Source organism: Providencia sp. PROV150, from assembly GCF_028481025.1.
Taxonomy (GTDB): Bacteria; Pseudomonadota; Gammaproteobacteria; order Enterobacterales; family Enterobacteriaceae; genus Providencia; species Providencia hangzhouensis.
The window spans coordinates 47,488-69,329 of the sequence record NZ_JAMPPJ010000014.1; the positions used below are offsets into that span (position 1 = coordinate 47,488).

22 protein-coding genes and 1 pseudogene are annotated in these 21,842 nt (G+C 36.6%); 11 read left to right on the forward strand and 12 right to left on the reverse strand.

What is annotated here, in order from left to right; all coding sequences use genetic code 11:
• Positions 1 to 8 precede the first annotated feature (8 nt).
• The 10 genes from PSE83_RS11555 to PSE83_RS11600 form a co-directional block, all read right to left on the reverse strand.
• On the reverse strand, positions 9 to 941 hold the full coding sequence (locus PSE83_RS11555) for a FliM/FliN family flagellar motor switch protein (protein ID WP_004263014.1): 933 nt from the start codon (positions 939 to 941) through the stop codon (positions 9 to 11).
• A 2-nt stretch (positions 942 to 943) separates the two neighbouring features.
• Positions 944 to 2,728 (reverse strand): SpaN/EivJ family type III secretion system needle length determinant, encoded by a 1,785-nt coding sequence (locus PSE83_RS11560; RefSeq protein WP_272660860.1) that lies wholly within the window; start codon positions 2,726 to 2,728, stop codon positions 944 to 946.
• Positions 2,700 to 3,155, reverse strand: coding sequence for a hypothetical protein (locus tag PSE83_RS11565; RefSeq protein WP_004263020.1), 456 nt, complete (start codon positions 3,153 to 3,155; stop codon positions 2,700 to 2,702). The genes PSE83_RS11560 and PSE83_RS11565 overlap by 29 nt, the downstream gene beginning before the upstream one ends.
• A complete protein-coding gene (gene sctN / locus PSE83_RS11570) occupies positions 3,155 to 4,447 on the reverse strand; it encodes a type III secretion system ATPase SctN (RefSeq protein ID WP_004263023.1) in 1,293 nt (430 codons plus the stop codon). The genes PSE83_RS11565 and sctN overlap by 1 nt, the downstream gene beginning before the upstream one ends.
• 6 nt (positions 4,448 to 4,453) lie before the next feature.
• Entirely contained in the window at positions 4,454 to 4,858 is a 405-nt protein-coding gene (locus PSE83_RS11575) for a type III secretion system protein (RefSeq protein ID WP_004263026.1), read from the reverse strand.
• A 97-nt stretch (positions 4,859 to 4,955) separates the two neighbouring features.
• Positions 4,956 to 7,022 (reverse strand): EscV/YscV/HrcV family type III secretion system export apparatus protein, encoded by a 2,067-nt coding sequence (locus tag PSE83_RS11580; RefSeq protein ID WP_004263028.1) that lies wholly within the window; start codon positions 7,020 to 7,022, stop codon positions 4,956 to 4,958.
• A 21-nt stretch (positions 7,023 to 7,043) separates the two neighbouring features.
• Positions 7,044 to 8,144 carry a type III secretion system gatekeeper subunit SctW gene (sctW, locus tag PSE83_RS11585; RefSeq protein ID WP_164564272.1) on the reverse strand — a complete coding sequence of 367 codons (1,101 nt, stop codon included), beginning with the start codon at positions 8,142 to 8,144 and terminating at the stop codon, positions 7,044 to 7,046.
• Positions 8,135 to 9,838, reverse strand: coding sequence for a type III secretion system outer membrane ring subunit SctC (gene sctC, locus PSE83_RS11590; protein WP_004263033.1), 1,704 nt, complete (start codon positions 9,836 to 9,838; stop codon positions 8,135 to 8,137). The genes sctW and sctC overlap by 10 nt, the downstream gene beginning before the upstream one ends.
• The gene (locus PSE83_RS11595; protein ID WP_239982535.1) at positions 9,828 to 10,268 is read right to left on the reverse strand and encodes a helix-turn-helix domain-containing protein; all 441 of its coding nucleotides are present in this window, start codon (positions 10,266 to 10,268) and stop codon (positions 9,828 to 9,830) included. The genes sctC and PSE83_RS11595 overlap by 11 nt, the downstream gene beginning before the upstream one ends.
• A complete protein-coding gene (locus PSE83_RS11600; RefSeq protein ID WP_272660861.1) occupies positions 10,247 to 10,606 on the reverse strand; it encodes a hypothetical protein in 360 nt (119 codons plus the stop codon). The genes PSE83_RS11595 and PSE83_RS11600 overlap by 22 nt, the downstream gene beginning before the upstream one ends.
• A 227-nt stretch (positions 10,607 to 10,833) precedes the next feature.
• Here PSE83_RS11600 and PSE83_RS11605 point away from each other — a divergent pair, with 227 nt between their 5' ends.
• From PSE83_RS11605 to PSE83_RS11645, 9 genes are all read left to right on the forward strand, one after another.
• Positions 10,834 to 12,042 carry a PrgH/EprH family type III secretion apparatus protein gene (locus tag PSE83_RS11605; RefSeq protein ID WP_004263044.1) on the forward strand — a complete coding sequence of 403 codons (1,209 nt, stop codon included), beginning with the start codon at positions 10,834 to 10,836 and terminating at the stop codon, positions 12,040 to 12,042.
• 45 nt (positions 12,043 to 12,087) lie between these two features.
• Positions 12,088 to 12,408, forward strand: a complete 321-nt coding sequence (locus PSE83_RS11610) for an EscF/YscF/HrpA family type III secretion system needle major subunit (RefSeq protein WP_004263047.1) — start codon at positions 12,088 to 12,090, stop codon at positions 12,406 to 12,408.
• Between the two features lie 53 nt (positions 12,409 to 12,461).
• Positions 12,462 to 12,758, forward strand: a complete 297-nt coding sequence (sctI, locus tag PSE83_RS11615) for a type III secretion system inner rod subunit SctI (RefSeq protein WP_004263051.1) — start codon at positions 12,462 to 12,464, stop codon at positions 12,756 to 12,758.
• A gap of 3 nt (positions 12,759 to 12,761) precedes the next feature.
• On the forward strand, positions 12,762 to 13,511 hold the full coding sequence (gene sctJ, locus PSE83_RS11620) for a type III secretion system inner membrane ring lipoprotein SctJ (RefSeq protein WP_004263055.1): 750 nt from the start codon (positions 12,762 to 12,764) through the stop codon (positions 13,509 to 13,511).
• Positions 13,495 to 14,052, forward strand: coding sequence for a hypothetical protein (locus PSE83_RS11625; protein ID WP_004263060.1), 558 nt, complete (start codon positions 13,495 to 13,497; stop codon positions 14,050 to 14,052). The genes sctJ and PSE83_RS11625 overlap by 17 nt, the downstream gene beginning before the upstream one ends.
• Positions 14,024 to 14,674, forward strand: coding sequence for a hypothetical protein (locus tag PSE83_RS11630; RefSeq protein WP_272660862.1), 651 nt, complete (start codon positions 14,024 to 14,026; stop codon positions 14,672 to 14,674). The genes PSE83_RS11625 and PSE83_RS11630 overlap by 29 nt, the downstream gene beginning before the upstream one ends.
• Positions 14,664 to 15,143, forward strand: a complete 480-nt coding sequence (locus PSE83_RS11635) for a hypothetical protein (RefSeq protein WP_272660863.1) — start codon at positions 14,664 to 14,666, stop codon at positions 15,141 to 15,143. The genes PSE83_RS11630 and PSE83_RS11635 overlap by 11 nt, the downstream gene beginning before the upstream one ends.
• Before the next feature lie 318 nt (positions 15,144 to 15,461).
• Positions 15,462 to 15,890 carry a winged helix-turn-helix domain-containing protein gene (locus PSE83_RS11640; protein WP_036958633.1) on the forward strand — a complete coding sequence of 143 codons (429 nt, stop codon included), beginning with the start codon at positions 15,462 to 15,464 and terminating at the stop codon, positions 15,888 to 15,890.
• A gap of 26 nt (positions 15,891 to 15,916) precedes the next feature.
• Entirely contained in the window at positions 15,917 to 16,363 is a 447-nt protein-coding gene (locus PSE83_RS11645; RefSeq protein WP_004263072.1) for a YbaY family lipoprotein, read from the forward strand.
• Positions 16,364 to 16,480: 117 nt separating this feature from the next.
• Here PSE83_RS11645 and PSE83_RS11650 read toward each other — a convergent pair whose 3' ends face one another.
• On the reverse strand, positions 16,481 to 16,942 hold the full coding sequence (locus tag PSE83_RS11650) for a MarR family winged helix-turn-helix transcriptional regulator (RefSeq protein WP_004263073.1): 462 nt from the start codon (positions 16,940 to 16,942) through the stop codon (positions 16,481 to 16,483).
• A gap of 108 nt (positions 16,943 to 17,050) precedes the next feature.
• Between PSE83_RS11650 and PSE83_RS11655 the strand changes: the two genes are divergently transcribed.
• The gene (locus PSE83_RS11655; RefSeq protein WP_004263075.1) at positions 17,051 to 18,871 is read left to right on the forward strand and encodes an FUSC family protein; all 1,821 of its coding nucleotides are present in this window, start codon (positions 17,051 to 17,053) and stop codon (positions 18,869 to 18,871) included.
• Positions 18,872 to 18,921: 50 nt separating this feature from the next.
• Here the strand turns inward: PSE83_RS11655 and norR are convergent, their stop codons facing one another.
• Positions 18,922 to 20,436 (reverse strand): nitric oxide reductase transcriptional regulator NorR, encoded by a 1,515-nt coding sequence (gene norR, locus PSE83_RS11660; protein ID WP_004263079.1) that lies wholly within the window; start codon positions 20,434 to 20,436, stop codon positions 18,922 to 18,924.
• A 181-nt stretch (positions 20,437 to 20,617) separates the two neighbouring features.
• Between norR and norV the strand changes: the two are divergent.
• Positions 20,618 to 21,811, forward strand: a pseudogene (gene norV, locus PSE83_RS11665) (anaerobic nitric oxide reductase flavorubredoxin); the annotation flags it as partial.
• Positions 21,812 to 21,842: the final 31 nt, after the last annotated feature.

Consider the following 21,842-nt stretch of genomic DNA (forward strand, 5'->3'; position numbering starts at 1 on the left):
TTGGCATATTAAACTCTTTTATCACCCAAACTGACAACATGTGTGATTTCCAAACCTAACTCATCACTATTGCCAATATAAATAAGCTCCCCTTCTGCAATAAATTGCTTATTAGCATAGACTTTAACTTCACGTTCTTTATTTTCACCAATAGAATAAATATAACCAGGCTCCATCTTTGAAAGCTCATCGACAGTAATATCACTATGGCCTAAAACAAAGGTTAATTTAATATTCATTTCTTTTACATTAAAGGGGCGTACAATTTCTTGCATTTCATCTTCTTCAGGAAATACGAATTCCTCTTCACTCTCTGGCGCCACTAATTCTTCAATCATAAGTAGTCCTTCATCTTGCTTTTGAAATCGAGCTAATACCTGTCCTGCCACAGATATATTTAACTGTAATTGTTGGATACTCAGCACATCACGTAATTCTATAGTTTGCAAAAGTTTGGCACTAATATAGCTATACCCTAATATCCAATCCGCTCGCAGTTTTAAATGGTCGAATATCTGATTAGTTCCCTGCTTTTTTTCGAGGCTTTCTATTGGTTCTGCTAATAATACTTCCCCGAGGCTAGCTTCTTTAACAATTAGCCATGGCTGGTAATTAATACGCATATCATCAACTATCTCGACAGATTCACAACGGAAATTCTGGGAGAAAAATGTAATTCCAATATATTCAGAAGCAAACAATTCACATAGCTGGCTGTTTGATAATGAACTCCATGCATAATGAACCAGTTCAGGCCAACGATAATGACACCAACTTTCAACAACAACGAATGCATTTATTTTCTGTGTTTCACTCACTAGTGATAATTGAAAATAACCAATACTGCGGTTAGCTAGCTTTATTTGTGGATTAACTAAATAATATTGCTGCCAAATTTTCAGTTGTTTTTCTTGAGAGCTGATCCGTCGAATCTTCAACATAATTAATCTTCTTCTTGCTGTTGGTCATGCTGCTGTCGGTTTCGATGTTGCTGACGTTCATCTTCACGTCGAATATGCACACTCGTTTCATGAGCCAATAAATGCTTATTCTCATTTAATGCCAATTGAACTTCTGGACTCGCTGTTGAGGCAACGAACTCTCCTTTAGAGGCCAATTCAAACGTCACTGATGGGCTACTTTGCCACTGGTTAAAGGTATAAGTGAAACTACGTTCTGCAGTTTTCGGCTGTTGGTTTTCACCTAAAAATGGGGGGGTTTCCACTAGCTCTGGCATTTTGTGCATCTCTGGCTTTTGCTGTGTGGCTTGTAGTGGCACAGACACCCGCATAACCTCATTCGCAGTCGTTGCTATCATATTGCTAGGTGGGCTCATATCTTCTGCAGGTGAGATTTGTGCAGAAATTGTCGTCTCTTGCACTTTATCAGGGAAATTATTCGTCTCATTTTCAGATAATAAAATACTTTTATTATCATGTAGATAAGAATTTTTCAGTGAGGTAACTGGCTGTGTAGGTGGCTCATTTTTTGTCAAAGCAAGTTCAAGCTGCCCAACAACATGATGATGGGTGTTCTCTTTAATACCTTGATAGGTGCTTTCTTTAATACCTTGATGAGTGTTCTCTTTAATACCTTGATTAGTGCCCTGTTGGTCATGCATATGATGGGTAGCTAACTGCATTCCCAGAAGAGAAGGGGTATTTTTTGGTGAGTCATCTTTTGCTAGGTTGTTTTTTCGTGGATATGTATTTAACAAAATGGTATCGAGTGAATCAATGTGTCGAGTCTTAACTGGCTTGGGTTGTTGTCCAACTATTTTCCGTTGGATAACGGGTTCAAGCTCTGCTTTTACTGAAGATCTAATATACTGTTGCCCAGTTTTAATCTCTGGTTTTAACTCTTTTGATATCGGTTCTAAAGTACTCTTTAGCGCTAACTTCACCAACGGAGCTTCCATACTGAGCTGATTCTTCTCACTTAATTGCGGTTTATTTTCCCCGTATGGAACTGAATTATCGTTAGCTTTTCCCCTTACTCGCTGTGGGATATTCGGTAATGGAAAGCTGGTCATCATAGAGTTGAACAACGGGATCTCATCTTCGTCAGCAATATTTTGTTCAACGTGAATAACCGGACTCTCTGACAGATTATTATCAACGACCGGTTTATTTAGTATATCGACTAGGTCAGCGGCTGGGGTGCTAATAATAAAGTTAGTATTCTCATTATTCTCAATTAATTCAGGGACGGTTTCGACTTTCCCAGTAGTCGTCAAATCAGCCAATAGATTCATATCTGGCTGATTACCCACCATCAATTTATTCGTAATATTGACCTGATGAGTCTTTGGTAAGTTATCCTGAAAATGATGAACAACAGGTATACAACTTTCCGTAAATATATAATTATTTATTAGCGGCTCAATCGCTTTGGCCTTTAATTCTTTATTTTCCCCGGCTATTTGGATACCTTCACCAATATATACATTTTCTTTCCATGTAATAAACCCCTTCGCTAAGTCGCTCAATTGCGATATTTTTTGCATAAAAGGAAGGGATACGGATAGAAAAGCAGATATATCCTTTGGCTGACTTTTATTTTTATGGCCGAATAGATGCATCATATTTTTGTCATTCACTACTTTTGCCATTTTTGGAGTTATATTTTGGTGGCTAAATTCAGTGGTGTTATATGTTGATGATATTGCTTCTCTGTCGATAGCTACACAGGGTACTTTTTCATTTGAGCTTATTTTTATTGCTGACATGTACGAATAACTCCTCAATTTCATTTTGTTGCTGTAGCTCTGATTTTAACCTTCTGGCTATACGTTGTTGCTTGAGATAATTTCGGAATTTCTCGCACTTATTACGTAATATGAATATTCGTTTAGCAATTTCAGACTGTAGTATTTTATTTTTTGATATTTCGGCTGCTAGAGTTTCTATTTGAAATTCAAGTTGAGCTATTTCCGCAAGAACCGCTGCCTTTAATCGCTGCCTTTCCCAAAAAGCAGTTCGGCTTAATTCTTCTGATTTTTCATAAGATGCAGTTTGTGTTGATAGAACTAAAATACGCTGGCGAATATCCCTGCATTGCTGTTGCTGTTGCTTTATTATTGAATTTAATTGCGATTGTTCTTGTAATGTCCGGTCAAAACGTCTCTCAGTTAAAGCCAGCAAGTTAGAAATCATTAAGATGCCAATTCATTGAGATTGCTTAATATATTGTCGAAACTCATTGGCTCATCCATGGCTTGTTTTAAGAAAGCTTCAATTTGCTCTTTTTTATCTAAAGCTCGATCATTTTCATGGCTTTCACCTCGTTGATATTCACCGAGTTCAAGGTAAAGCTGAATTTGTTCAAGCCTTGAGATCATGTCACGTAGATCAATTGCGCACCGGCGATGCTCTGGAGTCGTTACCTTTTGGAATACGCGGCTAATACTGTGTAAGATATCAATCGCTGGGTAATGCCCACGTCCCGCTAATTTGTGGCTTAAATAAATATGACCATCTAGAATGGAGCGAATCTCATCGCCAATCGGGTCAGCCTCTTCTTCACTTTCTAATAACACCGTATAAAAAGCAGTAATCGAGCCATGCTTTAATTGCCCTGGACGCTCCAACAACATAGGAAGCTGTTCAAAAACAGAGGCAGGATAACCGCGTCTAGCCGGCAGTTCTCCGGTAGCTAAAGCCACATCTCGCAACGCTCTCGCATATCGGGTCATGGAATCAACGTACAGCAATACATTACGACCACAGTCACGAAAATATTCAGCAATCGTAGTCGCAAGCAACGCGGCATTACACCGCTCAATCGGCGGGCTGTCTGAAGTTGCATAAATTAATATCGTCTGTGCCGCATGAGGCGACTCTTTCAACTCCTCAATAAATTCAATAACTTCTCGCCCTCGTTCACCGATTAAAGCAACGACATGAATATCCGCATGAGCGTGGTTGATGATCATGTTCATTAATGAAGTTTTACCACTACCTGCGGCGGCAAAAATACCAATACGCTGACCTAAGCCACAGGTTAGTAGGCTATCAATTGCACGTACCCCTGTGACCATCGGCTCAGAAACCGGTCGCCTTTGTGTCACGCTCACTGGAGGGCTATCAATACGTAATAATTTTGTATTGAGCAACATTGGCTCAGTAAGGTCTTCACTCAACGCACCAACTTGTTCACCTGCCGCATTAAAAATTTTACCCGCCAAGTGTTCGCCAACTTCAAATACAAATGGATAGCCGCTCGGGCGAATAACCACTTCTCGCGTTAAACCTTGTGTGCGACCTATTAAACTCAATACTGTGAGCCCTTCTTTAAAACCAACAACTTGCGCTTTCGCAATAATGTCGGGCTGCATAAGAGAACGCTCAATAAAACAAATTTCACCAATAAAAACACCGTGTAAAGGTGCTTCTATTAGGCATCCATGAATGCGCGCAGGATGCGCGCAGAAATCGAATAACTTCATAATGGGTTACGATAGCTGAGCACTAAGCTCATTTGCACGCTCAAAGAACTCTTCAAAGCTATCTGCAAATAATTGCATATCATTTAAAGCCGATTCTTTTAAAACCGCAGAAAGAACATAGGCATCATCCACAAGATTCAATGCCGGTTGCCCCGGATAAAAATTATTTGGCGCATATTCTAATAATGATTTCAATAAAGGAGCACTAACTAACTCTAAATGACTGTAATTGCAATCTACTAATTGACTCCAAATGATAATATCATTCGTTGATAAATCGATATTAATCGCAGAGAACTCATTCATTTCAAATTGAATATTAGAATGACAATCTAGCTGATAGTTAACTAGGTCACTACGCCCCATAGAATTTAAATACTCATTTAACATTTCTATAAATCTATATTTCATTGGTATTCCTTATATTTTAAATATATTTTATATCATCCAACATTTTTAATTATATTGAATTCAGTCGCTTTATTTGTTAATAAAGCCAATTTTTTGATTATATGGTTTTAACCACATTAACTTTCACCATTTCAGAAACTTCATTAAAAGAAAGCACTTCTAGCTCTGGAAAGCGGCCTTCTAAGATTTTTTTGACAAAACGACGAATATCAACCGGTACTAAAACATTCACATCCCTAACTGACAAATAACTATTTTCTAAAGCAAGTTCTGCAGCCTGTATCAACTCATTGGTTTTTTCAGGTTCAAGATGTAAGTACACTCCACCGGAAGCCTGCCTAATCCCTTGACGTATCGTGTCTTCTAGCCCTGAGTTAATCATGAGGACATTCAAACGCCCATCCACAGAGAAACAGGATGAAATATAACGTACCATTGAACTTCTGACGTGCTCAACTAACATTAAACTATCTTTTTCTTTTGGCACCCACTGCACTAAGGTTTCAATAATCAATTTCATATTACGAACTGAAATCTTTTCCATTAATAAACGTTGAAAAACTTCAGTGACTTTTTGTACTGTCGTATGTCTATAACACTCTTTTAATAATTCAGGGTATTTTCTTTCAAGATCATCGAGTAAGTTTTTCGTTTCTTGAATACCAAAAAATTCATTAATAAATCGCAGTAATAAGGTGCTGGCACAATCAATCGCTTCTGTTACATCATCACGAACCATTAAACCGAGTTGTTCAATACTAGATAAGTCATTTTTCTCAAACCACGTGCTCACTGAGCCATATTCATCCGTAAACTTTATTAATTCCATACCTAAATATTCAGGTTCATCATTAACAGTCAGTAAGCGATACCCATGAAAATAGATATCATATTCTCCTGCTTTAATTTCATTAATGAGTATCACCATTTTATTTTCAGGAATAATCGGTGAGTAGTTGACAGCAATATCTGGGATCCTATATCCATATCGAATAAAAATATCTTTTTTCATTCTAGACAAAAATCTATTATCTTCTAAATGTTCTTTATATTTCTGGTTAACAGATATGATAATCGGTAATGTTTCTGGAATATATTCTTCTTCAATATCACTGATTTCTCTTTGTGTTTCACCTTCCGTCACATCTGAATTAATCGTTTCTGCTTCACCTTTAACTATTTTTTGCTTGTTTTTTTGTTTTTTAAAATATCGGAAAGCAAATAATCCAAGAAGAAGCCCTGATAACAGTAAAAATATAATCGTTGGAAAACCAGGTAAAAACCCCATTGAAAGTACAATTAATGCTGTGATTAAAATCGTAAAATCATTTGCAAATAATTCCGAAACAATGTTTTCACCTAAGTTCTTATCATTACCGCCTACTCGAGTGACAATAAAACCCGCACTGATGGAAATGAGTAGTGCAGGGATTTGGGCGACTAAACCATCACCAATAGTTAATAAAGAAAACGTATTTAGTGCAGTTGAAACATCCATTCCCTGTTGAGCTGTGCCAACAGATATCCCGCCAATTAAATTAACAAAAATGATGACAATACCCGCTATCGCATCCCCTTTAATAAATTTCATCGCACCATCGAAAGACCCAAATAACTGACTCTCTTTTTCAAGGTCGCCACGCTTCTCTTTAACTGTCGCCTCATCAATCACCCCCGCACGTAAATCAGCATCGATACTCATTTGTTTGCCCGGCATCGCATCAAGGGAAAAGCGTGCAGCCACTTCAGCAATACGTTCAGAACCTTTAGTGATGACAATAAACTGTACAATGGTGACTATCGCAAATACCACCATACCAACGACTAGGTTATCTTGAATAACAAATTCACCAAACGTTGCGATAATATCCCCTGCATCTGCTTCTAATAAAATTAGACGGCTGGTACTAATTGATAAAGCAAGTCGAAATAACGTACTAATTAGCAAGATAGATGGAAATGACTGAAAATTCAGTACCCGAGTAATATAAAAAGAGCTCATAAAAATAAGTACTGAGATCATAATATTTAAGCCAATCAATAAATCGACCAATATTGTAGGTAATGGAATAATCAACATCGCAATAACCATAACCATGATAACTAATACCATTAGCTCTGGGCGATTACGGATTTGTAATAAAAATCCGGTTATATTTTTCATGAAATTACTTTTCCTATCAAACTACGAATGTCGGTGTAAAAACTGCTCTTTCACCATAACTTGGTCCATGAGTTTCTTTAATTGATCAATAAGTTCCTCTCGTGCTTCCAATGAAGGAAATACAGCAACTGGAATGATAGAAAACGCCAGTAAGAGTAATTGTAAAAATTGACCTCGAATATCGGAGCTCATTATGTTCAATATGTTATTAATAAAAGTGATGACCACTTCTTCAAAGCCAACGTGATTACGTATCCCTCGGGTAAATAATTGGCTTAACTCTTTTTCAAGCTTTGATTGATTTGATTTTCCATTGTGACGAAAAAAACCGGATTGAAAGAATTGCTGACAAAATACATAGTCTAATGATTGCAATTCTCGGAGCCGGCCAACACGACTAAAAAAACTACCGAACGCAGTGATATTTAGATCGCCTAATGGCAACGCCTGTAAATCACAAGCAAGCGCCCGACCAAGATAACGCATCATATTTTCACGCTCTTGGATTTCCATTTCCTCAACCCATTGTTCATATAAATAAACAACCGGCCCGTCATAACTGATAAATTCACGATATAATGTACGTAAATTTCCAGCACTAAAATGTAATTTTTTTGCAAATGCCTTTGCAATGAGTGCAACATTAATGCCTGCTTGAGCACTCCGCTCAGTGTCTTCTGCTTGCAGTAATTCGGCTAAAGCTTCAAGGTTATCAATTTGTTCTTTTTTTAATTTTTTTCGATTAAGTAATGCTGCAAGAAGCATTAATAAGTCACTAGGGTCAGTAAAAAATTGCAATAAAAATTCTCGTAACTGTTTCGGAGTCATTAACTGCTTATTAAGCAACCCTTCTATATGTAACACTTTGTCATCAGCATCTTTATCTAAAATGCGTTCAGAAAATTGCAACCAGTCTTCTTCGCTGCCCTTTTTAGAACTTCCTCGGCGCACATGACTTGCCGCTAGCATCGACATCGATGCATATTCACTAGAGCTATCAATGACACCTGCGCCACGAGCAACTTCATCGGAGTCGTCACTACTGCTACTCACTGGTGCACGACTTTTGTTTTGAGTATTAACCGAAAAGCGGGTATTAAAGCTCAGTGGTGTTATTGCCATGACTCACTCATGTATTGTTGAAGAAATTGAACCGTACCGTGTAACTGACTGTCATGGTTAGTGATCCGCGTTTTTTCGGAAAATTGTCGCCCATCCCAACCTTCATTTTCATCCAATAAACGCGGTTGGATTAAAAATAAACGCACCATCTTTTGCTGATTCATAGATGAATGGCTAAATAACCCTCCCACATAAGGAAGATCGCCTAAAAAAGGAATTTTGCTTTCATTTTCAACATATTGTTCACGCGTATACCCACCAATAAGTAAACTACTGTCTTTTGCAATACGCGCAACAGTGTTAATACTGGTTCGATTAACTGCAGGTAATCCTTCTACGCTGGATGTTTTACCCATGCTATCGCGGTTTTCTGCACCATCTTCAATATTGACTTCCATTTCAACGTTATTACCTGCAGAAATACGCGGCATCACGCTCACCATGGTGCCATATGTGACTTGCTCAAGAGTCGCAATACGTTCACCTTGTAATTTGGCATAAAAACTGGTGTTGTTATCAAATAAAGCGGGAATGTTTTCTTGGGTTAATAGCACTGGCCGAGAAACTATATGCCCATTACCCGTCTTATTCAATGCATCAATCTGTAATAGAAATTGCTGGCTATTCGATAATGTACTGCGATTAAAAGATACTGATCCCGTTCCCGTATTAAATGTGCCAACTTCCCAATTGACACCTAAATTATCTAATTCAGAACGAGTAATATCGATAATCCATAATGACAGCTCCACTTGGCGACGACGCATATCCAATGTATTCACAAGTTGACGAACATAACGAATTTGCTCTTGGCTGCCTTTAACAATCAAACTATTACTGTCAGGATGCGCCACTAGAGAAAAAGCACTGTTAGAAGGCTTTCTTGTTATCAACTGGGGCTTAATCGTAGAAGATGATGAGTCCCCAATTGGCGCATCCATTAATTCATCGATTGAATCTCCTGTTGAGTTAATCGCTACAGATGGAGGTTGAATAATTAACGTTTCATCGATTGTGGTGCCATTTTTAAATAGGTTATTAATGACATTCAGCAAACCTGGGATCGTAATATTTTGTCCACGTAATGAATAACTTCTATCTGTTACTGAGGCGTGTTTTAACGGAATAATCGCAACTTCACCACTGGATAATTCCTCTTTCCTAATTTGCTCTGCAAGGTATAAAGAAGCCGCTTTAATTAATTCAATATATAGAGGCGGGCCAGAGACAAATAATAGTCTTTCCCCCTCTTGTGAACGTACCGGGAAACGTGAATCATAGATGCCATTTCGTTGAATATAATTAAGTAGCTGATTGCTACTGACATTATTCGTGGGAATAATTTCGCTACGCATTTCACTATTATCATAAACATAAATACTTGCACCATCGTCGTACCACACTAGCGCAATTCGTCGAGATAATGCTTTAAACATTTCATCTGCATGGGCCAAATTAAAATTACCGGTTACTTTTTTTTGAGCAGCTAATTTACTGAGAATAATTGGTTTATTTAGACGCTCTGCGACCGCATCAAACACCTTACCCACCGCAATATTATTTGCGACGAATGTATCGTGGTTTTTTGACTGCGTAACGGGCTCTGCAACAATAATTTCTGCTTGTGCCGAATAAAAACTCATACTCAGTAAAAAGAGTGTTAACCCAAACACTCGATTTTTTTTACTGCTCATATAGTGTTGCTCCAATATGCCTAATTTCTGATGGCGTTAGGCCTAACTCTTTTTTAATATCATTAGTAAAATGAGATGCTGAACAATAACCTGCTTCCAGACCTACATCTAATATTGAATCATCACTTTCAATTAGCTGTAGAATGGCATTAGCCATACGCACACTCATAATTTTTCGTTTTGCCGTTTTATTAAAGTTTTCTCGATAAAGCTGCCTAAAATAAGAAGCTGATATACCATAACGTGCACATAGCTGATTAATATTGGCATTCTTATCATCTTGAGCTGAAGTAAGAATGAATCGCATCATACCGTAGGCTTCATATCGCCTTAATACTTCGCACCAACTATCAAATATAGGATGATTTCTAATAATTAAATCAATCACTATATTTTTAATCGAAATAGTTAATGGGAATTTTTCAACCAATACAATAAATTCGCTTTGACTATTTTCATCGATATTTTTTTCTCTTTTTTAGCGAGAAATGCTTGCCCTGTCGCGGTGTCAATAACTGCTAAAATTTCAACTAATTCTGATAAATCCATTGAATATAAATTCCAGTTTGATTTATCTATCGACTCCCATTCATTTTCTTGGCAAATAAATATAGCCTGACTTTCTATCGAAATATTTAAATTTGAATATAGAGATTTATAAGAAAAAGGCGTTAAATTCTTATTAGGTATAGCCAAGACCAATTTATCCTGCAAAGAAAAGCAACAGCCCCTACTTTCTAATAATGTAGCAATATCTTTGTTTGACATTTTATAGGCCTTATTAACGTAATTTACGTGTATACAGAATGAGCGATAGATGAAAAATCCTCAAGGGAATACTCTGGAATCCTTCACACTTTCCATTCCAAATTAAAAGTAAAAATGAATAAGAACAATTCAACTGACAAAAAAAATATTTCTTGTTTTACTTTCAGCCAATAACGAGCCCCAATAATACATAACTAAAATGAAATTAATTCCATGAGATTATTTTTATGAGTAACACAAATAGCCAAACATGCATAATAAAAATTGCTAGTGGCCCAATGACTGGCCAAGAATTAATGGTTAATACAGATAATAATCTTATTATCATTGGTAACGGCTTAGATTACAAAACTGACATCAATGATGATGGGTTTACAACTTACCAGATCCCTAGTAATGGTATTGCATGTGAGTTTTCAATTGTTACGGCAAGTCAATCAACTGAAAGTGGTTTGGCAATTCGACTAAATGATAGTGGACTAAGTACTGAAATTCCTATCGTTCTTCAGCAATTGCTTTTGGCTGATATATTTCCTATCGCAATAAAAATGCAAGATACTGATTGGCAAAGCGCCCAAACGTTTGAAGACGCATTGAGCTCGGAAATGGAAAACCCGTTACCTGCCTTTAAAGCTAAAATAAAAAAGTCAACCAAGGAAAAACCAAGTATTTTTAATAAACAAACTATGCTGGTCTTTTTCTTTACTTTATTTTCAATATTTATTACTTACGTTACTTTCCAGTATATTCCAGAACAAAGTGCTGAGAAAAAAGTAAAAACACTAGAACACATACTTCAAGGCAACCACGACCCTATTACTGTAACTCAAAGTGCAAATGACGAAAGCCTCATTTTAGTTAAAACCCAAAGAGATGCCGACTGGAGTATGCAACGCCTAGTCAAAGCTAAATATAATGAAAAATTTTCAATTAAAATAATAAATAAACTCGAAAATGAAATTGAAAATAAGATTATTGACGTATTTCCAGATACATTAAAGATAGAGCTTAGCAACACATGTAACCCAAAAATAACAGCGATAGATGACAAAACATCCATTAATGTAAAAAACAAAATAGATAAAATATTATCTAGCTATTTCAGTTGTTATATTTCGAGTGAAATAAAAAAAGTTAATTTTGGTGAGTTATTACAAAAAGCAGAGCTAGGATTGACAGAAAGTAATGTTCAATGGCGTAAAATTACTAAAGGTAATAAAGTCATATTTATAATAAAAGACAGCTTAAATGACGACCAGACGGCTTCACTAATTAATTTCACAAATTCATTTTACAAACAATGGGGGGAAAATCACATTCAATTTTCTATTTCCCTTGCAAATAACAAGCTCGAAGGAAAATCATTTGTCACCAATGCAAATGGTTATATTCTATTAGGTAATAACCATTGGTTTTTTAATTCAATCAGTTTTTAACTTAAAAAATTTAATTAATATGATTTTAAATAAAGAGGAAAAAAAATGGCAGACTCAAGTACAGATGTTATATCAGGTTTAGATACTAGTGGCCGTTGGGGCAGCTCTAAATTAGAAACCGAAGGAACAGGTAAAAATGATCTGGGTATGATCTATCGTACCTCGGCAAGTATTAGTGCTAAAGCTACAAAATTTGGCGATGAATTAAACACCTTACTTGCTAGCACCAATTTAGAAGTCGATAACCCACTAGTGTTGGCAAAAATCACCGCTATGAGTGGTAACTATAATATGGCACGCCAATTGCAGAGTAATTTTATGAAATCCATTAAAGATACTGACCAAGCCATTATTCGTAACGTTTAATTTTAAAGAGCATTATTAATTATAATGCTCTATTTTATTTAGGATAATTATTTATGTTAGCTATTACACCACATTTACTACTCACTGCCCCAACAGAGACCACATCAGTTCTCTCACCATCTCTTCCGATTGAAGACAAGGTCAAAAAGCTATTTGCTGAATACACAGCAACTGTCAGTCAAGAACGGAAAGCCTTAACTGAGAATGTCAATAATATTGACCCAAGTAACCCAACCCAACTACTGCAATTTCAAAATCGTGTCGGCAATTATAGCCTGACAATGAATATGATTAGCACATTGACACATAAAAGCGTCTCTGCAATTGATGCCGTCTTAAAAGCACAGTAAACCATGAATATTTTAAAGAAGTTTATCTTGATTGGATTTATTAGCTTCTTAGCGGCCTGTGATAACCAATTATTACTCAGTCAGTTAAGCCAAAGGCAAAGTAATGAAGTGTTGGCCATACTGCAAGAGCATGGTGTTGAGGCTACGCGTAAACAAGATAATAAAAACGGGGATTCCATTCGTGTTCAACCTAGTGATTTTGTTATCGCGGTAGATTTATTGCGCCAATATAACTTACCATCAAAAGAGCCAATAGAAATTATTCAAGCATTCCCTGGAGATTCTTTGGTCGCATCACCACAAGCAGAACGTACCCGTTTACTTTCTTTAATCGAACAACGGCTTGAACAATCACTGCTCACCATCCCCGACATTATTAATGCTCGAGTGCATGTCAGCTACCCATTAAATGGCAATAATCCGACCAAGCAAATACAAAATGTGTCTAGCTTAGTTACTTATTCCGGAAGTGAAGATCCTCAGATGATGATGCATAAAATTAAACTGTTTCTAACGAACAGTTTTGCTGAAGCAAATTACGATAATGTCTCAGTCGTCGTCGTCAACCGGCCACCATTACAATACCAAATTAAATCTGAACCAGAAAATACATTCAATCCAATTATAATCAGCTCAATTATCGCAGCAATTATCATTCTATTTACTATTTTACTATTACTGTGGCGCCAGCTAAGTAACAAAAAATCAGCAACTCATCTGATGGAGAAACCTGTTGATGGCAACGCTGGCTAACCTACTAATTGAACAAGGGAATATTTTACTCGCGCCAGGTTGCTATTTCCATAGTGAATTTAATGGGGTCGGATATAACGACTTTCCACCTTTACTGCAACGTAAACACAATCAGCAATTGATTCATCAATACTCATTGCCTTTACCCAATGAGAAAACTCCCTTATTGCCAAAAGTATTATCTGAACATTGGGCTTTACTACCGGAGGTAGCGTTAGGCTTAGGGGTTTTGTTACACGCCAAACCGCTCCCTTGGTGGGTTGAACTTTCCAAATACCGTGTATTACATACACGCCTAAGTCGCCCACTTTGGCAGTCAGAAAATCAACCCACTACTTCACCACAGGTATTAACTGCCCTTGGAGCACAACAATTATTGATGTGTTTAACCCCTTTTGGCACCGCTTACACTCTTCGAGCTAAATATATGTTTAGTCTTGAAACTCAGCAACTTATACCGTCATCCGTAAAAACGATGCTACCTTGGAATACTATTGAAGAAACATGTCGATATGTCAGAGAAAACCCCCCCAAATGTTAAACAGACGATGTCTGAAAAAGTTTTGATCAAATACCAAGCATTGAGTGCCGATAGATACCACACAATTATCACTCAACAAGCTCAAAAAAAGGCGAGTGAGCTATACAAACAAGCAAAACAACAGCAAGAAACTATCTACCAAACTGCTTATCAACAAGGCTATAACGATGGAATTAAACAATTATTAACTGATTTTATTCATGCGGTAGAAACCAGTGAAATTCAATACCAAGAAAATATCAGTCAAAGCAAAGAACAGCTGATGAAAATATTGAATGACATTTTTGGTGATAACCATCTACAAGAGACGGTTGCAACCTATTTTGAGAGGCAATGTGCAAAAACAACCAATACAACATTACACTTACCTGAAAAAATGCAAACTCGTATTACGATAGGTGGTTCAGATATGAAGTTTTCAACCACAGCTGATAATACAATTGCCTTAGAAGTCGATAATAGAATCACCTACTTTTCCCCTGTCATTGCCTCTAAAAATATTTTTCCTCATGTATTTTCTGTTCCGACACAATGCCAAATTGTAAAAATGCATAAAAATGCCTATCAAAACTTGATAACAACAATAAATTCAATACCGGAAGAACACAAATATGCAGACTAATCTACAAAATAAGGTTATCAATCCTCAATATAACGGTTCTCAAATTCATACAGAAAATATTCAAAGTAAAAAGACCTCAATATGGCAGGAGAAAAATATGGAGACCACAAATAAGTATCAATACAGCGAAAAAATAGATTTATCCCCTATAGAAAAAAATAAAGTTAACAACTTTATTGATGAGCTTAAATCAAAGGGAGATGACAAAATATTCTTCTCTCATGTATTTAAAACTATGATTGCATTGGGTAAAGATGAAAAACAAAACTTTATCGCCGGCGTTAGCCAAGCATTACAATCATCAAATGACCCAGAGCTAGTATCACTAAATAAAAAATTTAATCGCTCACTCAACCATTATATGTCTATCAGTTTGATGAACGCCCCTCTTAGCAACCAACTTCGTCATAATATGACTAATATTAATTTAGAGGGTAGCGACGATGAGGATGATGAACTAGTAATCTAGCATTAATTGCCTCTATTACCCTCATATTGAATTTATTATCTATCGACTAATATTTATAGGTTTAGTGTATTTTTTTAATACCCTAAGCCTATTTATTTATAAAAATATAAAAAACATAAAAAATTTAAATAAAAATTGATATATACAACCTCTGAATATCGTTTAAATTCACTTTATCAAAACACATTAGCTCAATATCAAAAAGCGATTTTATTTTTTATAACATCTTATCTAGTCTCGTTTTTTGTATTGAAATATATTCATAAATGATCAGGACAGATATAAATTATGACCGATTTACCTACAGCACAAAACCTTATGGATAACATTGACTATAATGAAAAAGAATCAATGATCCTCTTATCTGGGAATGTCGTCTATGACCCACTCAAACGCACTCTTTCCCGTGAAAAAAATGTCGTTAATCTTTCCGAAAATGAATCATGTCTACTTAAATTATTATTAATAAAAACAAATAGTAAAAGAGAAGTTATGTATGAAATTTGGGAAAAAAGAGGCACTATCGTAACTGAAAGTAGTTATTACAAGCTAGTCAGGCAATTACGACAATCCTTTAAAAAAGTCGATCTCGATGAAAATTTAATTATGACCTTACCTCGAATTGGTATTTTATATACAGGAGAGAAATCAGAAATGCCAACACTCTCAAAATATGACACAAAAAAAAGCCTTTACACCTATATACGATATTTTCTGCAGAGAATGTTTATTCGTTCATCACTATAACCAGATTTCATCAAAGAGAAAATTTAATGCTAAATATTAACCCAAATTTTTCAAAGAAATACTTTTTTTTATTATTTATACTTTTTATAACCTTCATGCTATCTGCTTGTAATAGTACTTTAATGAGTTATTTTACTCATACTCCCGCTTATAATATTAATGGTAATATTTATTCCCACTCTTATGATATTCCCGAAAATTCCACAATTACACTGTCATTGACCTCAATACAACAAAATGAAAACAACGCAAAGTCTAATCTGGATTACAGTTTAAAAACAAAAAGTGCAGGACGTAGTATCGCATTTACAGTCGCTCTTCCTGAAGAATTTCAATCCAAACGGTATACCTTAGGAATGAGTGCAAGAATTGAAAAAGATGGCGAATTAATCATGATGAGTAATAAACTAAGCCCAATACCTGAGAATATGTCTGAAGTAGTATTACTTCCTATGACCGCTATTTCGCAATAACAACGTTCATTTCGCCAAAATAAATTTAAAGAATTCTCCTCCTCTTAATGAAGAATTACATAACCCGCTCTCAAACCAGCCCTAAATACATAACATTGCTAGGTTGGTTATTGAGCCTCACTCATTTGGTTTTTCTAATAAACTCGGAAAATCTGCCGCCGAGCTTTCAATAGCTCGTTTCGCTAAGCTTTCTAGTGCACTAAATAGCTGATCAGCCTCTTGTTCTGGCAAATCCGCCGCTAAATAATCATTCCATTTATCTAGTTTAAAATTTAACTCATTCACAATCGTTTTGCCGAGCGCTGTCAACGAAACATGGTAAACCCGTTTATCGACTAAGCTATTCGTTTTAGCAACCCACCCCTTAGCTAAAAATTTGCTCACACCTCGAGTCGTCACTGATTTATCCACAACCATCGCTTTCGTAATCTGCTCTAGGGTTGATGCATCATATTGATGAATATGTAAAATCATCAAACACTCAATTGCATTGATACCATAAGGCTCTCCCATCCATTTCATATAATGGTGAGCTGCTCGACTAATCACTCCAAATACTCGAGCCTGTTCTGTACGCATAATCCCTCTTTAGTTGATTTTATCAACCAATTAGTTAATAATCACGCTGATTTTAGTTGATATTATCAACTAAATACTTTTTTAACACCCCAAATTTACTCATATTCTATGTCAAAAATAATAACTTTACTGAATTCATTGGGATTCAACCCAGCACGCTTTCGTTTTGCCGCCATTACCGCTTGTGCATCAATTGCTGCGCTCTTTATTGCTCAATATTTAGAGTTAGTTCACCCCCAATGGGCAGCCATGACCGTCTGGGCTTCAGCGCAACCTTGGCGCGAAAATTTACTGGAAAAAAGTTGGTGGCGTTTTGCTGGAACAGTTTGTGGTGTGCTTGCCGGTGTCGTCTTAATTCAGCTTCACCTTATTCACCCGTTACTTTTCATTATTGGGCTAGCGAGTTGGTTAGGCATTTGCAGTGGTATCGGCCAATTACAAAAGGGCTTTGTCGCTTATGGCACATTTTTAGCAGGTTACTCCGCCGTGATGGTGAGTATGTTGAGCGTTCATATTACTGATAACTTATTTATAGTCGCTTGGGATCGGCTATGGACCATTTTGGTTGGCGTGCTTTCAGCGGTAGTATTCAATTTCCTTTTTACCCCTAAGCGTGAACAAGATAATATCATTACCCTTAAAAATCAAATTGATACACTATTCTTCCAAATACTACATGACTCACTTGAGAAAAAGCACCCAATTAAGCAACACGATATCGACTATCTTTGGCAAACCATGGCTAGCTATGACGAAATTTTAGAGACTCATCGTATTGGCTGGCGTTATCACCGCAAACAAGTTGCTAAAGCACGTCAAAAACTCATGTTTCAAAGCCAAATATTATTACACTTAGATAAATATCAATCTATTGCACCTTTTTATTTTCCTGCACTAGAGCCAACTGAGACTCAATGGAAACATATTTTATCATTATGCCCCGCTGGAGTACTGAAAACACTATTGATCCCACTTTACTATGCTATTTTTGGTAAATCAGCGAAACACTTTGAAAAAGTGGATAAACTGAAGCTTCATCAAGATAAAATTTCAGCGTGGCACGCCTTTGCTCGTTCTTTTATGACTATCGCTGCAGTTGGTTTGTTATGGTTGTGGACACAGTGGCAAGTACTGGCTTATCTTACTCTCGGTCTTTCAGTGATGTTGGCTCTATTCGCATCCCTCGATTACCCCGCTAGGTTTATGAAAAATATTTTTACTGGGCAATTGTTTGGCGCTATTACAGCGTTAATCTGCACATGGTACTTATGGCCTTTTGCCTCTTCATCATGGCAGATGACCTTTTTCATTATTCCAGTGATTATTAGTGGCGTTATCATTTTTTCCCATAACCGCCTAATTTTAATTGCTTTTGATTACATTATGGTTTCTTTAATTTTGCTCCAACCGAGCTATCCTTTTTCTCTTTCACTCCCTCAAAGTATCGGTAATGCCATTGCGATAGTTTCAGGCCCATTAGTTGCAATGGCTGCTTTCGCATGGATTTATCCAACCAACCCGACCAAGCGTTACCAGCAATTAATCTATCTCTCTGAGCAGCAATTTAAACAAGGAGTAACGGCTCTAATTCAGGGCAATAAGCCTTCCACATCCCAATTCATGCACCGTTTATTTAGTGGATTATTGCTAGCAAAAAAAGCAAATCTTCCTCACCCGCCTATATTTGATTTTTTTATAACTCGACAAAGTATTTGGTTGTATCTACTTATTTTGCATAAGCAATTTGCGCACCACGCATCAAAGAAAAGAGCCCTTATTGCGCTTGAAAAACGCATTCAACAAAATCGCTTTGACTTAAAGAAAATTTCCACACTATTTCAGCATTTACAGCGTAACGAAAATGATAATAAAGAACTTGAACAGCTTAAGAAATATGTAAAACACTATATGGAAAAAGAATATTGCTAATAATAAAATAAGTTCTTATAAGTACCCCGACTAAAACAGGCATTAATACTTTATTTCAGACCTAGTCGTTTAGCTAATCGATGTAAATTAGCGATATCGACAGACAATTCTCTGGCACATGCAGACCAATTATAATGGCTTTGTTCTAATACTTGTGAAATGACTTTACGCTGAAAATCATCCGTTACCTCACGTAAATTTTTAGTTAGTGGTAAGACTTTCTGTGATGTTTCTGTAAACTCATACTTATTATTATCAAAGGTAAAATATTGAGGCTGTAAGATAATTTCATCAGTATCACTTGAAGCTCGAGCAAGAACAACGGCACGATGAATCGCATGTTCCAATTCACGTACATTACCTGGCCATGAATAATTGAGTAAATACCGTTGTAATGAAGGACTCAGTACCACACTGGATAAGCCAAAACGCTGACGATATTGTTCACAGAAGAACCCCGCTAATAAAATAATATCTTCGCCACGTTCCTTTAATGGGGGAACAAATAGCGGAAATACACTTAAACGATGAAATAAATCGGCCCTAAACCGACCTTCTAACACTTCTTCGCGTAGATCACGGTTAGTTGCCGCCAATATACGAACATTAACGCGTAAACTACGGTCATCACCAACACGTTGAATATCGCCATATTGCAATACTCGCAGTAATTTAGCCTGTAACGCTAATGAAAGCTCCCCTATTTCATCTAAAAATAAGGTACCATTATCCGCCATTTCGAATTTACCACTACGGTGGCTAATTGCCCCAGTAAAGGCACCTTTAACATGACCGAATAATTCACTTTCCGCCACACTCTCAGGCAGCGCAGCACAGTTTAAATAAATAAGAGGGTGATCTGCTCGAAGGGATTTTTCATGGATAGATTTAACGACTAGCTCTTTTCCTGTTCCCGTTTCTCCGCCGACCAGAACATTTAATTCAGACGCTGCAACAATATCAATTTCCTTTTTTAATTGTTGCATACGAAGAGATAAACCAATAATCTCGGTTTCTCCAGAAGGTTTAAATATTATGGGTTTATTCGGTAATATATTTTGCTTTTCAAGCTGTTCAATAAGTAATGCATTATTTAGTGCTCCCGCAGCTAACGCGGCAATTAACCTCAGTGACTCATTGCTAAATGCATCGAATTGATCAGGTTCCATACCATCTAATGTTAATGCACCAATAAGATTTTGCCCCGCATACAAGGGTAAGCCGACACAAGCATGAACTTTTAGGTGTTGATGATGAGGAATTAACCCATCATATGGGTCAGGGAGCTGGCTATCAGCAGGAAAACGCACTACATCACCGGCTCTTGCAATTGCTTCTAGCCGAGGGTGCCCTGACAAAAAGAATCGACGACCTAAAACATCAGCCATTAACCCATCGATTGCTAAAGGAATAAATTGGCCTGATTCATAACGTAATAACGCACATGCATCACACTTTAATGATTGCCTTAACGTGGTAATCAAACGCTGAAATCGATCTGAATGCTCCATACCACTTTGTAATTCGATTGCAATCTTTGCCAGTGCCTCGACAGAAAAACCCATGATTCATTCCCCATTGTCAATTTGACAACAATTATAGTCATAATGACAACAATTAACATAGTCATTTTGACTATAAACTAAAACAAATCATTTTAATCTAGTTAAAAATCAAAATGTTAAATATTGGCATGAATATTGATTATGTCTTCTTATACTCTAAAAGCTACAGGACAAAATTAATATGGCGATTCATGTAAAAAATAACATCCATTGGGTAGGTCAGCGTGATTGGGAAGTACGTGATTTTCATGGAACCGAATACAAAACATTAAAAGGAAGTAGTTATAATAGCTATTTAATCCGCGAAGAAAAAAATGTTCTTATTGATACTGTCGATCATAAATTTAGCCGTGAGTTTGTTCAAAATTTGCGCTCGCAAATTGATTTAAATGATATTGACTACATCGTCATTAACCATGCAGAAGAAGATCACGCAGGTGCATTAACCGAATTAATGAGCTTTATTCCTAATACCCCGATCTATTGCACAGCCAATGCCATTGATTCAATAAATGGTCATCACCATCATCCTGAATGGAATTTCAAAATCGTTAAAACAGGTGACACGCTCGATATAGGTAACAATAAACAATTGATTTTCATTGAGACTCCAATGCTACATTGGCCTGACAGCATGATGACTTATTTTACTGAAGATGCCGTACTTTTTAGTAATGATGCTTTCGGGCAGCACTATTGTGATGAGCGATTATTTAATGATGAAGTCGACCAAAATGAATTATTCGAACAGTGCCAGCGTTACTACGCCAATATTCTTACCCCATTTAGCCGCTTAGTGACGCCAAAAATAAATGAAATTTTAGGCTTTAATCTACCTGTCGATATGATAGCGACATCTCACGGAGTAGTATGGCGTGATAATCCAAATCAAATCATTGAATTGTATTTGAAATGGGCAGCAGATTATCAAGAAGATCGTATCACTATTTTCTACGATACCATGTCAAATAATACTCGTTTAATGGCGGATGCAATCGCTCAAGGCATCAATGAAGCCGACCCTAATGTCGCGGTTAAAATATTTAACGTTGCACGCAGTGATAAAAACGACATTATTACTCATGTTTTTCGCTCCAAAGCGGCACTGGTCGGTACCTCAACCATGAATAATGTCATGATGCCTAAAATAGCAGGTATGCTTGAAGAAATTACAGGCTTACGTTTTTTAAATAAAAAAGCCGCTGCTTTCGGTAGTTTTGGTTGGAATGGCGGCGCCGTTGACCGTGTTCAAACACGTTTGATGGATGCCGGTTTTGATACCGCATTATCTTTAAAAGCAAAATGGAAACCAGACACAAAAACATTAGATGACTGCCGTGAGTATGGGCGTAATATTGCTCGCCAATGGGCATTACCTGCATAAATTAAATAACAAAGTAGCATCA

Coding starts and splice junctions, on each gene's coding strand:
- PSE83_RS11575 (WP_004263026.1), bottom strand. CDS start 4,858: ATGAAATATAGATTTATAGAAATGTTAAATGAGTATTTAAATTCTATG.
- PSE83_RS11580 (WP_004263028.1), bottom strand. CDS start 7,022: ATGAAAAATATAACCGGATTTTTATTACAAATCCGTAATCGCCCAGAG.
- sctN (WP_004263023.1), bottom strand. CDS start 4,447: ATGAAGTTATTCGATTTCTGCGCGCATCCTGCGCGCATTCATGGATGC.
- PSE83_RS11645 (WP_004263072.1), top strand. CDS start 15,917: ATGCTAAATATTAACCCAAATTTTTCAAAGAAATACTTTTTTTTATTA.
- PSE83_RS11600 (WP_272660861.1), bottom strand. CDS start 10,606: ATGTCAAACAAAGATATTGCTACATTATTAGAAAGTAGGGGCTGTTGC.
- PSE83_RS11560 (WP_272660860.1), bottom strand. CDS start 2,728: ATGTCAGCAATAAAAATAAGCTCAAATGAAAAAGTACCCTGTGTAGCT.
- PSE83_RS11655 (WP_004263075.1), top strand. CDS start 17,051: ATGTCAAAAATAATAACTTTACTGAATTCATTGGGATTCAACCCAGCA.
- PSE83_RS11565 (WP_004263020.1), bottom strand. CDS start 3,155: ATGATTTCTAACTTGCTGGCTTTAACTGAGAGACGTTTTGACCGGACA.
- sctI (WP_004263051.1), top strand. CDS start 12,462: ATGTTAGCTATTACACCACATTTACTACTCACTGCCCCAACAGAGACC.
- sctC (WP_004263033.1), bottom strand. CDS start 9,838: ATGAGCAGTAAAAAAAATCGAGTGTTTGGGTTAACACTCTTTTTACTG.
- PSE83_RS11640 (WP_036958633.1), top strand. CDS start 15,462: ATGGATAACATTGACTATAATGAAAAAGAATCAATGATCCTCTTATCT.
- sctJ (WP_004263055.1), top strand. CDS start 12,762: ATGAATATTTTAAAGAAGTTTATCTTGATTGGATTTATTAGCTTCTTA.
- PSE83_RS11625 (WP_004263060.1), top strand. CDS start 13,495: ATGGCAACGCTGGCTAACCTACTAATTGAACAAGGGAATATTTTACTC.
- PSE83_RS11650 (WP_004263073.1), bottom strand. CDS start 16,942: ATGCGTACAGAACAGGCTCGAGTATTTGGAGTGATTAGTCGAGCAGCT.
- PSE83_RS11605 (WP_004263044.1), top strand. CDS start 10,834: ATGAGTAACACAAATAGCCAAACATGCATAATAAAAATTGCTAGTGGC.
- PSE83_RS11630 (WP_272660862.1), top strand. CDS start 14,024: ATGTCAGAGAAAACCCCCCCAAATGTTAAACAGACGATGTCTGAAAAA.
- PSE83_RS11555 (WP_004263014.1), bottom strand. CDS start 941: ATGTTGAAGATTCGACGGATCAGCTCTCAAGAAAAACAACTGAAAATT.
- PSE83_RS11635 (WP_272660863.1), top strand. CDS start 14,664: ATGCAGACTAATCTACAAAATAAGGTTATCAATCCTCAATATAACGGT.
- norR (WP_004263079.1), bottom strand. CDS start 20,436: ATGGGTTTTTCTGTCGAGGCACTGGCAAAGATTGCAATCGAATTACAA.
- PSE83_RS11610 (WP_004263047.1), top strand. CDS start 12,088: ATGGCAGACTCAAGTACAGATGTTATATCAGGTTTAGATACTAGTGGC.
- sctW (WP_164564272.1), bottom strand. CDS start 8,144: ATGGCAATAACACCACTGAGCTTTAATACCCGCTTTTCGGTTAATACT.